This is a genomic window from Streptomyces sp. NBC_00377, assembly GCF_036075115.1.
Classification (GTDB): Bacteria; Actinomycetota; Actinomycetes; order Streptomycetales; family Streptomycetaceae; genus Streptomyces.
In genome coordinates this window covers 1648361-1662395 of sequence record NZ_CP107958.1, presented here as the reverse complement: position 1 = coordinate 1662395, position 14035 = coordinate 1648361, and the positions used below count along the sequence as shown (strand labels likewise).

Annotated in this window: 16 protein-coding genes and 1 pseudogene; 14 read left to right on the top strand and 3 right to left on the bottom strand. The window is 73.2% G+C overall.

The annotated features are described in order from the left end of the window. Window positions 1-156 precede the first annotated feature (156 nt). A complete protein-coding gene (locus OHS71_RS07335) occupies window positions 157-1005 on the top strand; it encodes an alpha/beta fold hydrolase (protein ID WP_328478005.1) in 849 nt (282 codons plus the stop codon). Between the two features lie 121 nt (window positions 1006-1126). On the opposite strand, the gene OHS71_RS07330 is transcribed toward OHS71_RS07335, so the two are convergent. Beyond that, a complete protein-coding gene (locus OHS71_RS07330) occupies window positions 1127-1519 on the bottom strand; it encodes an SCO5389 family protein (protein ID WP_328478003.1) in 393 nt (130 codons plus the stop codon). Between OHS71_RS07330 and OHS71_RS07325 the strand changes: the two genes are divergently transcribed. From OHS71_RS07325 to OHS71_RS07305, 5 genes are all read left to right on the top strand, one after another. Beyond that, window positions 1518-1715, top strand: coding sequence for a hypothetical protein (locus tag OHS71_RS07325; protein WP_328478001.1), 198 nt, complete (start codon window positions 1518-1520; stop codon window positions 1713-1715). The two genes, OHS71_RS07330 and OHS71_RS07325, sit on opposite strands and share 2 nt — an antisense overlap. A gap of 423 nt (window positions 1716-2138) precedes the next feature. Next, entirely contained in the window at window positions 2139-2396 is a 258-nt protein-coding gene (locus OHS71_RS07320) for a hypothetical protein (protein ID WP_328477999.1), read from the top strand. Next, window positions 2393-2773, top strand: coding sequence for a hypothetical protein (locus tag OHS71_RS07315; protein WP_328477997.1), 381 nt, complete (start codon window positions 2393-2395; stop codon window positions 2771-2773). Before OHS71_RS07320 ends, OHS71_RS07315 begins: the two co-directional genes overlap by 4 nt. Before the next feature lie 115 nt (window positions 2774-2888). Then, window positions 2889-3491, top strand: coding sequence for a hypothetical protein (locus OHS71_RS07310; protein WP_328477996.1), 603 nt, complete (start codon window positions 2889-2891; stop codon window positions 3489-3491). 55 nt (window positions 3492-3546) lie between these two features. Continuing rightward, window positions 3547-4296, top strand: coding sequence for a YcnI family protein (locus OHS71_RS07305; RefSeq protein ID WP_328477994.1), 750 nt, complete (start codon window positions 3547-3549; stop codon window positions 4294-4296). 79 nt (window positions 4297-4375) lie between these two features. Here the strand turns inward: OHS71_RS07305 and OHS71_RS07300 are convergent, their stop codons facing one another. Further along, window positions 4376-5131, bottom strand: a complete 756-nt coding sequence (locus OHS71_RS07300; protein ID WP_328477992.1) for a CDP-alcohol phosphatidyltransferase family protein — start codon at window positions 5129-5131, stop codon at window positions 4376-4378. Between the two features lie 108 nt (window positions 5132-5239). Here OHS71_RS07300 and OHS71_RS07295 point away from each other — a divergent pair, with 108 nt between their 5' ends. From OHS71_RS07295 to OHS71_RS07275, 5 genes and pseudogenes are all read left to right on the top strand, one after another. After that, the gene (locus tag OHS71_RS07295; RefSeq protein WP_328477990.1) at window positions 5240-6229 is read left to right on the top strand and encodes a zinc-dependent alcohol dehydrogenase; all 990 of its coding nucleotides are present in this window, start codon (window positions 5240-5242) and stop codon (window positions 6227-6229) included. A 111-nt stretch (window positions 6230-6340) separates the two neighbouring features. Then, window positions 6341-6739: a 6-pyruvoyl trahydropterin synthase family protein gene (locus tag OHS71_RS07290; protein WP_328477988.1), complete on the top strand. Its 399-nt coding sequence runs from the start codon at window positions 6341-6343 to the stop codon at window positions 6737-6739. Then, a complete protein-coding gene (locus OHS71_RS07285; protein ID WP_443046873.1) occupies window positions 6736-7932 on the top strand; it encodes a glycosyltransferase family 4 protein in 1197 nt (398 codons plus the stop codon). Before OHS71_RS07290 ends, OHS71_RS07285 begins: the two co-directional genes overlap by 4 nt. Continuing rightward, entirely contained in the window at window positions 7929-9062 is a 1134-nt protein-coding gene (locus OHS71_RS07280) for a trans-aconitate methyltransferase (protein WP_328477986.1), read from the top strand. Before OHS71_RS07285 ends, OHS71_RS07280 begins: the two co-directional genes overlap by 4 nt. Then, window positions 9059-10123, top strand: a pseudogene (locus OHS71_RS07275) (lysylphosphatidylglycerol synthase transmembrane domain-containing protein); the annotation flags it as partial. The gene OHS71_RS07280 and the pseudogene OHS71_RS07275, both read left to right, overlap by 4 nt. A gap of 95 nt (window positions 10124-10218) precedes the next feature. On the opposite strand, the gene OHS71_RS07270 reads toward OHS71_RS07275, so the two are convergent. Then, complete coding sequence (locus tag OHS71_RS07270) at window positions 10219-11031, bottom strand: creatininase family protein (RefSeq protein ID WP_328477984.1); 813 nt, start codon at window positions 11029-11031, stop codon at window positions 10219-10221. A gap of 38 nt (window positions 11032-11069) precedes the next feature. Between OHS71_RS07270 and ribA the strand changes: the two genes are divergently transcribed. From ribA to OHS71_RS07255, 3 genes are all read left to right on the top strand, one after another. Next, window positions 11070-11729: a GTP cyclohydrolase II gene (ribA, locus tag OHS71_RS07265; protein WP_328477982.1), complete on the top strand. Its 660-nt coding sequence runs from the start codon at window positions 11070-11072 to the stop codon at window positions 11727-11729. 109 nt (window positions 11730-11838) lie between these two features. Then, on the top strand, window positions 11839-12984 hold the full coding sequence (locus tag OHS71_RS07260; RefSeq protein WP_328477980.1) for an NAD(P)/FAD-dependent oxidoreductase: 1146 nt from the start codon (window positions 11839-11841) through the stop codon (window positions 12982-12984). Continuing rightward, window positions 12981-14018 carry a saccharopine dehydrogenase gene (locus OHS71_RS07255; protein WP_328477978.1) on the top strand — a complete coding sequence of 346 codons (1038 nt, stop codon included), beginning with the start codon at window positions 12981-12983 and terminating at the stop codon, window positions 14016-14018. Before OHS71_RS07260 ends, OHS71_RS07255 begins: the two co-directional genes overlap by 4 nt. Window positions 14019-14035: the final 17 nt, after the last annotated feature.

Here is a 14035-nt window from a genome sequence, read left to right as displayed (position 1 = left end):
ATGCGGTGTGTGTCAGGGGCTCCGAGGCCGTGACGCGCCCTCACATGGGCGCGCGGTCCGCGTTGTCGAGGTGCGGAACAGCAGGGGTGGGCGGGGCAGGCGAGCCGGCAGGGAATTCGCTTGTTCCGTCGCAGCCGTCCTGGAACGCTCGCGCTCATGCCCACCTTCACCGCCCCCGACGGAACGCGCCTCGCCTACCACGAGTCGGGAGACGGTCCGCCTCTGGTCTGTCTGCCCGGCGGCCCCATGCAGTCCGCCGCCTACCTGGGGGACCTGGGCGGCCTCACCTCCCGCCGACGGCTGATCGGGCTGGATCCGAGGGGCACGGGGGAGTCGGCGATCCCCGAGGACGAGACGTCGTACCGCTGCGATCGTCTCGTCGATGACGTCGAGGCGCTGCGCGGGCATCTCGGACTCGACCGCGTCGACCTGCTCGCGCACTCCGGCGGAGCCAACCTCGCGGTGCTGTACGCCGCCCGCCACCCCGACCGTGTCGACCGCCTCCTGCTGATCACCCCGAGCGTCTTCGCGGTCGGGCTCGACATCACCGCCGAGGACCGGCTGACGATCGCCCGCCTGCGACGTGAGGAGCCGTGGTTCGAGCCCGCGTACGAGGCTCTGGAGGCAGTCACCGCGGGCCGCGCCACGGCCGGCTCCTGGCAGGCGGTCGCCCCCTTCTGGCACGCCCGCTGGGACGACTCGGCCCGCGCCTTCGACGAGGCCGGCGAGCGGGCCAAGAACCAGGAGGCGGCGGCGGTGCACACGGCCGACGGCGCCTTCGCACCCGACGACACCCGCCGCTCCCTCTCCGCCTTCTCCTCTCCGGTGCTCCTGCTCGCCGGGCAGTGGGACCCGGCGGCTCCGCCGCGGGTGATGGGTGAGTTCGCCGAGCTGTTTCCGAAGGGCGAACTCACGGTGCAGCCGGACGCCGGACACTTCCCCTGGCGGGACGACGCCGCCGGGTTCGTGGCGCGTGTGGAGGGCTTCCTGAACGGGCCTGTCTGAGGCACTGCCGCAGCCGTCACGGTGCGGGGGAGGCGCGGCCGGCTCGGCGGGTCTGTGTGTGCCGCCGCCGGTGTCGCCGACACGAGGTCGCAGACGACACCGGCGGCGGCCGGCAGCTCTGTCAGCAGTCCCGCAGCTCCGCCGACTGGTTCAGCACCTGCGCGCGCGTGGAGGTGAACCGCGTGTACGTCTCGCCGCCCTTCGCCCCGGGGCGGAAGGCCGCGACCCGGTGGCAGTTCTGGAAGGCGAGCGTCACGTCGAAGTGGCGTTCCAGGCTGCCGCGGATGGCGTCGCTGGCGAGGGCGCGCAGGAGCTGGCCGCGCTCCTGTTCGGAGGCGGGAGGGGTCCGGTTGTCGGTGAACTCGGCGATGCCTGCGTGCAGTCCGGTGGCGAGGGAGGCGACGAGGTCGTAGGCGTAGGGGAGGGACGTACGGATCGTGTCCACGAAGTTCTCCTCGCGGATGTCGCCGGCTTCGGCCTCGGAGAGGAGCTTCGGGGAGACGTCGAGAGACATGTGTGTCCTCTTTCTCGTTCTGTTGAAGTGGGTGCTCGCCCCACACACGACGTGGCAGGCGCGCCGCCTGGCCGCCGATCATGGCGAAGGGATGGACGCCCGCACTGCGTGGGTGATGGCGCGCCTGGCCTGTCATCCGGATGAGCGCGGCTACGCCATGGCTCATCTGGACGACGAACGCCGCACTGCGGACTGAGGGGAGCGCCGGCCCCTGGCCGCCCGGTTCCCTCGCTGGCCGTGGCCGTGGCCTTGGCCGGTGTCGGCCGCTGCGCTGTCTTCCTGTTCAGCCAGGGGGCGTGTCCGAGGAAGTACATGGCGACGATGAACGCGCCCCGGCTCAGGGCCAAGCGACGATGTTGGAGTCGGTCCGTGGCAGGCCGAGGGCCGTTCCGGCGGGCGTCGGCCCTCCCGTGAGGAGGGCCGGGAGGGACGGCGCGGCCCCGCCCAGGTGACAGCGCACGGGCGGGGCCAGAGGTGGGGCCTCCACGGGGGTTGGAGGATCACCGCCGCCACAGCATTGCACTGGATTCGGCCAGACAACAGGGTCGTGACCGGAATCAGTCGCATGATGGGTACGGGTACGTACCCGTATCCTTGCGGGATGGGAAGGAGCACGACGATGTCCGATGCCAACGTCCGTATCCCCGAGGAAGCCAAGGACCGGCTGGCCGCTATAGCTGCCGCGGAGGGTCTGTCGCTGCGCGCGTATCTTGCCCGTCTCGCGGAGACGCTGCTGACTCCGGCCGAGCGTGCCGAGCGGGCGGAGAAGGCCCTGGCCGCGTTGAAGGAGTGGAACGGCTACGCGCCGACTGCTGCCGAGGAGCAGGACCTGGACAGCGAGCTGGACCGGCGTCTGGCCCGGGTGACCAGCCGGTGAGCGACGCTGTGCACATCGTCCTGGACGACACCGCGATGGCCGCAGCCGGCCAGGGCAACGTCCTTGCTTCCCGTCTGATCCACCGCGCCCATGCCGAATCGGGCTGGTTCCTGTACGCCCCGGCTTGCGCGTTAGTGGAAGCCGATCGCGCCCGGCCTGGCACAGCCGAGCACCTGGCTTCCCTTCCCGGCGTCACCGTCCTCGATCTGGACCTGGCTGCCGCCCTGGCCGTCGCACGGCAGGAGACCTGGGCCGCGGCGCACAGCCAGTACGCGGCGCAGCCGACCCCGGACCGTCCGGACGGCGCGATCGTCGCGACCACTGCCCCGCACCGGTGGGCAGGTGAACCGGTCCGCGTACTGGACCTCACCCCCTGATCACAGCAGCAGACGTCTGCGGGCCCCGCCAGAATCCGGCGGGGCCCGCAGTGCTTCATCAGCGAAGGCGTTCTCGTCGGCCGACGTACAGGCGGCCATGGGAGGATCCCTCACCATGAGTGCGTCCCCGGCCGTCCGGAGCCTGCGCGCCGCGGTGTTCGCCGCGGTGTGCGTGCTGCTGGCGGCGGCCGGACACGGACTCGCCACGGGTGACATGCCGCCGCCGTGGGCGGACGGCGCCGGCTTCCTGGCCGTCTTCGCCGCCGGGTGGCTGCTCGGCGCCCGGGAACGCTCGCTGCCCGGGATCGGCGCGGCCATGCTGACCACCCAGGCGGCCCTGCATGTCGCCTTCGGCGCGGCCCACTCCCGTGCGGCCGCGCGCACCATGCCCGCGATGCGGATGCACATGACGTCCGCGCACGGTACGCACCTGCACACCCACGCCACGGCGATGTCGCCGCACGCCACGGCGGCCCACGTCCTCGCCGCCCTCGCCGCCTCCTGGTGGCTGCGGCGCGGAGAGGCCGCCCTGTGGTCGCTGCTGCGCTGGGCGGTCGCCTTCCTGCCGGGCCTCGCGGCCTGGTGGCGGGGGACCCCTGTCCCGCTGCCCGTGCCGTCGATCCGCCCCGCCGCCCCGGCCCCCTTCCGCCCCCGGCTGCTGCTGCGTCACGCGGTGAGCCGTCGCGGTCCGCCCGCCCCGGTCCCGTACGCGATCTGACCCCGAGCCGGACCCGGTCCGGACCCACCCCTTCCTGTACGGAGATCACCCACCCATGTCCACGACACACCCCGCCCTGCGCCGCGCCGGTCTGGGCACCGTGCTCGCCGCGGCCGCGGTTCTCGCCGCTGCCTCTGTCGCCTCCGCGCACGTCACCGTGCACCCCGAGAGCTACGCCAAGGGCGCCACCGACGGCGTGCTCAGCTTCCGGGTCCCCAACGAGGACACCGCGAACACCACCAAGGTCCAGGTCTTCCTGCCCACCGACCACCCCGTGCTCGGTGTGCTGGTCCACCCGCAGGACGGCTGGACCGCGAAGGTGACCACCACCAAGCTCAAGACCCCCGTCAAGACCGACGACGGAACGATCACCGAGGCCGCTTCCGAGATCACCTGGACCGGCGGACGGATCGGTGCCGGCCAGTACCAGGACTTCGACGTCGCCTTCGGTCAACTCCCCGACGATATAGGTCAGTTGACGTTCAAGACGCTCCAGACCTACTCCGACGGCAAGACCGTCCGCTGGATCGAGGAGGCCGCGGCGGGCGTGGACGAGCCGGAGAACCCGGCGCCGGTGCTGAAGCTGACCGCGGCGGCGGACGACGGCGCCGCCGACACCCCCGCCCAGGGCACGGACAGCACGGCCGGCACGGCGAGCACCAAGAGCGGCACGGCACAGGCCGGCGCCACCGACGCCGATGACTCCACCGCCCGCGGGCTCGGTGCCGCCGGGCTGGTCGTCGGCGTCCTGGGCCTCGCGGCAGCCGCCTTCGCCGTCGTACGCACGCGCTCGGCCCGGTCGTAACCACGAGGGCAGCCCACGGGGAAGGGCCCGGACCGTGAACCCGGTCCGGGCCCTTCCCCGTGGGAACGGAAGTCAGGAGTCACACGAGCTCCAGCACCTTCGCCGCTGGAGCCTGCTCCGCCAGGCGCGAGGTCCGCCACAGCCACAGCACATCGCGGCCGAACGACCACACCAGGGAGCCCAGCGCCAGGAGCACCACGGCGAAGTTTGCCGCGTGGGGCAGCAGGTCCGCGCCCGCCAGGAGCAGCAGAACGCCCTGGAGCGCGGCGACCGTCTTGCGGGCGGTGCTCGGCGGGAGAGGCGCGTTCAGCCAGGGCGCGAAGCGGGCCGCCGCGACGAACACGTAGCGCATGCCGCCGATCAGGAGGACCCACGGGCCCAGCGCCATCGAGACGTACACGCTGAGCACCAGGATCAGGAACGCGTCGACCTCCATGTCGAAGCGCGCACCCAGCGCCGTCGAGGTCCCGGTGCGGCGGGCGACCTTGCCGTCGACGCCGTCGAGGATCAGGGCCACGGCCGTCAGGCCGACGAGCAGGGTCACCGGCGGCGTGCTCTCGAAGGAGTCCGCGACCAGCGCGGTCACCCCGCCGACCAGGGTCGCGCGGCCGAGGGTGACCCGGTTGGCCGGGCCGAAGGAGCGCAGGGCGGAGCGGTGCAGTGCCCGGGAGAGGACCGCCCAGGTGGCGATGGCGAAGACGAGACCGGTCACCCAGCCCGCCGGCCCCAGGCCTATCGCCGAGCCGAGCAGGGCCAGCAACAGGATCTGAACGCCCGCTCCCACAGCGGTCTCCTGCTGGACGAGCCTTGCGTCGTAAGTGTTGTTCAGGGCCACCGCACGTTCCTCCGGCCAGATGACAGAGATGATCAGTGCCGCGTACTGTGCGCGGACTGTGCACACCTCGGTACGTGGGCCGGTTGCCGATCGTTCAGGAGGATGCGGATGTCTGTCACCGCTCGTGCGTTCTGGGTCAGTTCCCCGGGTCAGGGGGAGATCCGCGACGTGGTCGTTCCCGACCCGGCCGAGGGCGAGGTGCTGGTGCGCTCGCTGTGGTCCGGCGTCAGCCGCGGCACGGAGACCCTCGTCTTCCGCGGCGGGGTGCCCGAGAGCCAGCACGCGGCGATGCGGGCGCCGTTCCAGGAGGGCGACTTCCCGGCGCCCGTGAAGTACGGGTACCTCAACGTCGGCGTGGTGGAGCGGGGCCCGGCGGCGCTCGTCGGGCGCACCGTCTTCTGCCTCTACCCGCACCAGACGCGGTACGTCGTCCCGGCGACGGCCGTGACGGTCCTGCCGGACTCGGTGCCCGCGCCGCGGGCCGTCCTGGCCGGCACCGTCGAGACGGCCGTCAACGCGCTGTGGGACGCGGCCCCGCTGGTCGGCGACCGGATCGCGGTGGTCGGCGGGGGCATGGTCGGCTGCTCGGTGGCCGCCCTGCTGGCCCGCTTCCCCGGTGTCCGGGTGCAGCTGGTGGACGCCGACCCGGCGCGGGCGAAGGTCGCCGAGGCACTCGGCGTGGACTTCGCCCTCCCCGAGGACGCCCGCGACGGCCTCGACCTCGTCGTGCACGCCAGCGCCACCGAACAGGGGCTCGCCCGGTCACTGGAGCTGCTGGCCGCCGAGGGCACGGTGCTGGAACTGAGCTGGTACGGCGACCGCAAGGTCTCCCTCCCGCTGGGCGAGGACTTCCATTCCCGGCGGCTGGTCGTGCGCAGCAGCCAGGTCGGCACCGTCTCCCCGGCCCGCCGCTCCAGCCGTACGTACGCCGACCGGCTCGCGCTCGCCCTGGAGCTGCTTGCCGATCCGGCGCTCGACGCCCTGGTCACCGGAGACAGCGCTTTCGAGGAGCTGCCGGAGGTCATGCCGAGGCTCGCGGCGGGCGAGATTCCGGCCCTCTGCCACCGGGTCGGGTACGAACAGGAGCGCCTGACCTGAGAAAAGAGTGAGATCCGGCTGAACAGGGGGAAGCGTAGGGCCGTACTACACGGCATCCCCCGGCGGTCAGCGGCCGGGGGAGCGAAGGCGCCGCACCTGGAGGGTCGTCCGTTGTTCAGTGTCACCGTCCGCGATCACATCATGATCGCCCACAGCTTCCGCGGCGAGGTCTTCGGACCCGCGCAGCGCCTGCACGGAGCCACGTTCCTGGTGGACGCCACGTTCCGCCGCGAGCAGCTGGACGACGACAACATCGTCGTCGACATCGGGCTCGCCACGCAGGAACTCGGTGCGGTGGTCAGCGAGCTGAACTACCGCAATCTCGACAACGAGCCCGATTTCGCCGGGGTCAACACCTCGACCGAGTTCCTGGCCAAGGTCATCGCCGACCGGCTCGCGGAGCGGATCCACAAGGGAGCGCTCGGCGAGGGCGCCCGTGGCATCGCCGCCATCGCGGTCGCCCTGCACGAGTCGCACGTCGCCTGGGCGAGTTATGAGCGTGCGCTGTGACCGATGCGACCCTGGAGAAGGCCGCCGTGCCCACGGCCCCGCTCGCGTACGTGCCCGCGCAGGCCGCGCTTCCCAAGATGGGCGGGATCATCCCCATGTCTCTGCGCTCCGTGCAGTTCGTGATGCCGGGCGGCGTCGACGACCCGGCGAACCCGAGCGGCGGCAACGCCTACGACCGGCGCCTCTGCCTGGACCTGCCCGGCTTCGGCTGGCAGGTGCACAAGCACCAGGTGTCGGGTTCCTGGCCCCGCCCCGAGGCGGCCGCCCGCGCGGAGCTGGCGCGGACGCTGAGCGCGTTCCCCGACGGCACGGTCGTCCTCCTCGACGGGCTCGTGGCCTGCGGGGTACCGGAGATCATCACCCCCGAGGCGGAGCGGCTGCGGCTCGTCGTCCTCGTCCACCTGCCGCTCGGTGACGAGCGCGGGCTCGCGCCCGAGGTGGCGGCCGAGCTCGACGCCAAGGAGCGGGCCGTGCTGCGGGCCGTCCCGGCCGTCGTCGCGACCAGCGACTGGGCGGTGCGCCGTCTCGTCTCCCATCACGGCCTCGCCCCCGAGCGCGTGCACGCCGCCGCTCCCGGCGCCGACATCGCCCCGCTGGCCTCCGGCACCGACGGCCTCTCCCGCCTGCTGTGCGTGGCCGCCGTGACCCCGCGCAAGGGCCAGCACAGGCTGGTGGAGGCGCTGGCCGCGGCACGGGACCTGCCGTGGAGCTGCGTGTGCGTGGGCGGCCTCGAACAGGACCCCGAGTACGTGGCCCACCTGCGCGGCCTCATCGCGAAGCACGGCCTTCAGGACCGGCTGGAGCTGGCGGGCCCGAAGGCCGGCGCGGAGCTCGACGCCGCCTACGCCTCCGCCGACCTGATGGTCCTCACCTCCTACGCGGAGACGTACGGCATGGCCGTCACCGAGGCGCTCGCCCGTGGCATCCCCGTCCTCGCGACGGACGTCGGCGGACTGCCCGAGGCGGTCGGCCGCGCCCCCGACGGCGGTGTCCCCGGCATCCTCGTCCCGCCGGAGGACCCGGCCGCCCTCGCGGTCGAGCTGCGCGGCTGGTTCGGCGAGGCCGATGTACGACGTCGTCTCAAGGCCGCCGCGCGCGGCCGCCGGGCGGCCCTGAACGGCTGGGCGACGACCGCCCAGAGCCTGGCCGGTGTCCTCGGCCGGTTTCCCAGCGAACCCCGGAGGGCGGCATGAGGAAGACGACGGCGACCCCGGCCGACGTGGCGCGGCGCATGGGCGGCATACCGGCACAGCCGGTCCGGTCGGAGACCGGTTCCGTGGCGGAGGCCCTGCGCCCCGGTGACGGACCCGTGGCCCCGGGTGCGGAGTCCGTCACCCGGTCGGCCGGCTCCGCTCAGGCGGCGACGCCCGCTGCCGGTTCCGGTGCGCACGACGGTGACGACCGCGCCGCGGACGACGTCATCGCCGGGGCCGGGCCGGTCAGCCGGTCCGGTGAGCGGCCCACCGTGCGACTGCGGGACGCCGGGCCGGAGGAGCAGCCCCGTTACGCCCCCGAGTGGCTGGAGCTGCGCGAGCCCGCCGACGCCGCCGCCCGGGCGATGGAGCTGCTGGACCCGCTGCGCATCCGGCTCGCCAACCTGCCCGGCCGCAGCGGGCTGGCCATCCACGACCTGGGATGCGGCACCGGCTCGATGGGCCGCTGGCTGGCCCCCCGCCTGGACGGCCCCCAGCACTGGATCCTGCACGACCGTGACCCCTACCTCCTGCACTTCGCGGCCGTCGCCTCCCCCCGGGCGGCCGCCGACGGCAGCCGGGTCACCGTAGAGACGCGGCGCGGCGACGTCGCCCGCCTCACCCCGGACGCGCTGCTCGGCGCCTCGCTGGTCACCGCCTCCGCACTGCTCGACGTCCTCACCCGCGAGGAGATCGAGACGCTCGCCGCGGCCTGCGCGGGCGCCGGCTGCCCGGCGCTGCTGACCCTCTCGGTCGCCGGCCGCGTCGAGTTCAGCACGCCGGACCCGCTGGACGACGAGATCGCCGCCGCGTTCAACGACCACCAGCGGCACGGCGGCCTCCTCGGCCCGGACGCGGTGACCGTCGCCTGCGAGGCGTTCGCGGCCCACGGCGCGACCGTCAAGGTGCACCCGAGTCCCTGGCGCCTCGGCCCCGAGAACGTGGGCCTGACCGCCCAGTGGCTGCGGGGCTGGGTCGGCGCGGCCGTGGAGGAGCGCCCCGCACTGGCCGAGCGCGCCGAGGCCTACCTGGCCGCCCGGCTGGCGGCCTGCGCGGCGGGCGATCTGCACGTCACCGTCCACCACAGCGACCTGCTGGCCCTGGCCCGGCCGACGGGCGGAAACGGATGAGCGCGGAGACGGCGGGCCCCCGGGTGACGGCCGCGCCGCCGGTGGTGTGGGCGGAAGGGGCCAGGGCCGCCGTCGCACGACGGCCTGCGCGCACCCCGTCCGTGGCCCGCACCGGCGCCGCCGTGTCCGAGGCGCGTATCGGCGTCATCGTGACCGAGGGGCGCGCGGCGAAGCCCTCCCGGCTGCGGACCCTGCTCGGCAGCCGTGCCCTGCGCACGCACGTCGGGACGGTCGCCGGGGTCGTCATCCTCGGCGTGCTGCTGTGGCGGATGGGCACCGGCGTCCTGCTGGACGGACTGCGCCGGATCGACGGACAGACGCTGCTGGTGGGGCTCGGGATCGGCGCGGTCACCACGGTGTTCAGCGCCTGGCGGTGGGCGCTGGTGGCCCGCGGGCTGCGCATCCGGCTGCCCCTCGGCCCGGCCGTCGCCGACTACTACCGCGCCCTGTTCCTCAACGCGGCCCTGCCCGGCGGCGTCCTCGGCGACGTGCACCGCGCGGTCCGGCACGGGCAGAGCGCCGGGGACGTCGGACGCGGCGTGCGGGCCGTGGTCCTGGAGCGCACCGCGGGTCAGCTCGTGCTGGCCGTGGCAGGCGTAACGGTCCTGCTGATCCTGCCCTCCCCGGTCATGCAGGACGTCCGGCACATCGCCCCGCTGGTCCTGCTGGCGGCCCTGGGCGCGCTCGCCGTCGTCCTCGCCGTCCGGATGAACTCCGCCGCGCCGCGCCGCGGCGGACGGCTGCGGGCGGGACTGGCCGAGGCGCGCGAAGGGCTGCTGTCCCGGCGCAACGGGCCGGGCGTCGCCGTGTCGTCGGCTGTGGTGCTGGCCGGGCACCTCGGGATGTTCGTCGTGGCCGCGCGGGTCGCCGGCTCGGACGCCTCCGTCCTCACGCTGCTGCCGATCGCCGTACTCGCCCTGCTCGCCATGGGCCTGCCGCTGAACGTCGGCGGCTGGGGCCCCCGCGAGGGTGTCACCGCCTGGGCGTTCGGCGCCGCCGGACTCGGCGCAAGCACCGGCCTCGCGGTGGCCGTCGTGTACGGGGTGCTCAGCTTCGTGGCGGCGCTGCCGGGCGCGGTCGTGCTGGTCGTCCGCTGGTACGCGGGACTGCGGGCCGGGACCGCCGACGGCGCCGGCCCCCGGCCCGAGGAGCGGCGTCAGGACGACGCCGCGTCATCCGCCCCGGAGTCCCGTGTTTCGCCTGCCGAGGCCGCCCGAGCCCCCGAAGTCAGCAATGAGAAATACGCACCGAAGGAATCCGCCAGGCTCGCGAGGAGTTCCTTCCCCTTTTCCGCGGACCCCAGGGAAGGACGGCCGATGACGCCCGAATCGGTATAGGCGGACATTCCCAGCGTGAGCAGATGACGGCGGTCGTCCGCGACGAAATCGGCCGACTCATAACCGGGCCGGACCATTTCGGGGTGGGCGTGCAGCAGGATCGAGGTCTCGATCTCCCCGGCGTGCATGTCGGTGAGCAGCGAGGTCGACACCCCGGACCGCTCCAGCGCCGCCTCCCAGTCCTCCGGGGCCGGGAAGAGCGCCATCCGCTCACCTGCGGCGGAGGACTCCTGGACGACGTTGCCCAGGACGTAGTTCCCGCCGTGTCCGTTGACCAGCACCAGGGCCTCGACGCCCGAGCGGCGCAACGACGCCGCGATGTCCCGTACCACCGCGTGAAGGGTCACGGAGGAGATGCTGACGGTTCCCGGCCAGGCCGCGTGCTCGTGCGAGCAGGCGATGGTCACCGGCGGGAGGAGGTGCACCGGGTACGCCCCGGCGATCTCCCGGGCGATGGCACAGGCGACCAGCGTGTCCGTGGCCAACGGCAGGTACGCACCGTGCTGTTCGAAGCTTCCGACGGGCAGGACAGCCACCTGTGCCGAGACGCCGGCGCCCCGGGTCCGCACGTCTTCGGTAGTGTCCGTCGGCACCAGTCCGTACGCCGCCGACCGTATTTCCGAACCACTCATTTCTTCCCGGCCCTTCGTCTCTGCTTAGGAACCAGATCATGACAGAAAAAATTGGCGTACTCGGCACGAAGACCCCGCAGCGCACCGGTGTGGAACGCGTGGTGAATGCACCCCTCCCCACCGTGTACGGGAAATTCCAGGCGATCGGTTACATGGACCATGACCGCGGTGACGAGCAAGTCGCCCTGGTCTACGGCGAGATCGGCACCGAGGACGTGCTCACCCGGCTGCACTCGGAGTGCCTGACCGGCGACGCCTTCGGCTCCCAGCACTGCGAGTGCGGCGACCAGCTGGCGTCCGCGCTGCGGGCGGTCGTCACCGAGGGCCGCGGCATCGTCGTCTACCTGCGCGGACACGAGGGCCGGGGGATAGGGCTGCTGGGCAAGCTGCGGGCGATGGCGTTGCAGGCGGAGGGCCTGGACACCGTCGAGGCGAACGTGGCACTCGGCTTTCCGGTCGACGCCCGCGACTACAAGGTGGCCGCCGACATCCTGCGCGACCTGGGCGTGGAGTCCGTCCGCCTGATGTCGAACAACCCGCGCAAGCGCGAGGCGCTCGTCGACAACGGCATCCGCGTCGCCGAGGAGGTCCCGCTGCTGATCGAGCCGTGCGAGAACAACATCACCTATCTGCGTACCAAGCGGGAGCGTCTGGACCACCGGCTGCCCCACCTCGACGCGGTGGCGCACTGGTCCTGAAACCGCTTGGGACCGCCACCCCGACGGGTAGGGATCGTGGCGGTACCGGCGTACGACAGCCCCGGTCCCGGCGTACGGGCCGGGGCCGCCGTGACAAGGAGCCGCCCCGGTGAACACGCATGCCTCGGTCGTCGTCATCGGCGGCGGGGTGATGGGCACGAGCATCGCCTACCACCTCGCCGCCGTCGGCGTGCCGGACGTCCTGTTGGTCGAACGCGACGAACTCGCCGCCGGATCCACCTCGAAAGCCGCCGGCGGGGTACGCGCCCAGTTCTCCGACGAGCTGAACATCCGGCTCGGGGCGCGCAGCCTGGAGGCGTTCGGGCGGTTCGGCGAGGAGATCGGACACGACATCGGGCTGCACCGCGTCGGCTACCTCTTCCTGCTGTCCACGCCCGAGGAGGTCGCCTCCTTCGAGGCGGGCGTGCGGCTTCAGAACGCACTCGGTGTGCCCAGCCGGATGATCGACCCGGCCGAGGCACGGCGCCTGTCCCCGCTGATCCGCACCGACGGGTTACTCGCGGCCGCGTACTCGCCCGACGACGGCCACTGCACTCCTGAGGCCGTCGTCCACGGGTACGCGGCCGCCGCCCGCCAGTGCGGGGCGCGCATCCTGCGGCACACCGCGGTCACCGGCATCGAACGCCGGGGCGACACGATCACCGCCGTGCAGACCACCCTCGGCCGCGTCAGCACCGGCACGGTGGTCTGCGCGGCCGGCGCCTGGTCCCGGGGGGTCGGCGCGATGGCCGGGGTGGAGCTGCCGGTGCAGCCGCTGCGCCGCCAGATCGCGGTCACCGAACCGGTCCCCGGCCTGCCGCCCGGCCTCCCCATGACCATCGACTTCACCACCAGCCTGTACTTCCACGCCGAGGGCCCCGGCCTCCTGGTCGGGATGTCCGACCCCGACGAACGGCCCGGCTTCGCCACCGACACCCACGACCGGTGGATCCCCCGCCTCGCCGCCGCCATGGAACACCGCGCCCCCGCCCTCCTCGACCTGCGCCGCACGGGTGGCTGGGCGGGACTGTACGAGGTGACCCCGGACCACAACGCGCTGATCGGGGAGGCGTCCTCGGTATCCCGCTTTCTGTACGCGACCGGCTTCTCCGGCCATGGCTTCCTCCAGGGACCGGCCGTCGGCGAGGTCGTACGCGACCTGTATCTCGGCCGCGTACCCTTCGTGGACGTCACCCCCCTGAGCGCCGACCGTTTCGCGGCCGACGCCCCGCGTCCGGAGGCCAACCGCGTATGACCGAACTGCATCTGTGGCTGCGGCACGAGGCCCGCACCACCGAACGGCGCACCCCGGTCGTCCCCGACGACGCCCGCCGCCTCGTCGGGGCCGGCGTGGAACTGACCGTCGAGGACTCCCCGCAGCGCGTCTTCCCGGCGCGCGAGTACGAGGCCGTCGGCGCCCGGATCGCGTCCCCCGGTTCCTGGGTGTCCGCGCCCCGCGACGCCGTCGTCCTCGGTCTGAAGGAACTTCCTGACGAACCGGACCGGTTGACGCACCGGCACATCCTCTTCGGGCACGCCTACAAGCAACAGCCGGGCGCGGCGGCGCTGTTGCGCCGGTTCGCCGCAGGCGGAGGGGCGCTGCTCGACCTGGAGTACCTGGTCGACGACGACGGCCGCCGCCTCGCCGCGTTCGGCTTCTGGGCGGGCTACCTGGGCGCGGCCCTGGCGGTGCTCCAGCATCGGGGCAGGCTGGTCGCGCCCCTGGTGCCCACCGCCAAGGACGAGCTGGACGAGACGCTGCGTCCGGCCCCCGGCGACGGGGAGTTCACCGCCCTCGTCGTCGGCGCGCTGGGCCGCAGCGGCCGGGGCGCACGGGCCGCGTTCGCCACCGCCGGGGTCGACCCCACCGGCTGGGACCTGGCGGAGACACTCGACCTGGACCGCGCCGCCCTGCTGGCCCACGACGTGATGGTCAACTGTGTCCTCGCGACGAGCCCGGTGCCCCCGTTCGTCCGCGAGGAGGACCTGGATGACCCGGCCCGCCGGCTGCGCACCCTTTCCGACGTCACCTGCGACGTGGGCTCGCCGCTCAACGTCCTCCCGGTGTACGACCGCACCACCGAGTGGACGGACCCCGTGCGCCGCCTGCGCAAGGAACCCCCGCTCGACCTGATCGCCATCGACAATCTGCCGTCGCTGCTGCCGCGCGAGTCCAGCGTCGACTTCTCGGCGGCCCTCACCCCCCAGCTGCTGGACTTCGGCTCGGGTGCACCGTGGGCCCGCTGCCTGGAACTCTTCCATCGCGTGTCCCGCGAACTCGGTCTATAGGACCGTCCTGCCAACTC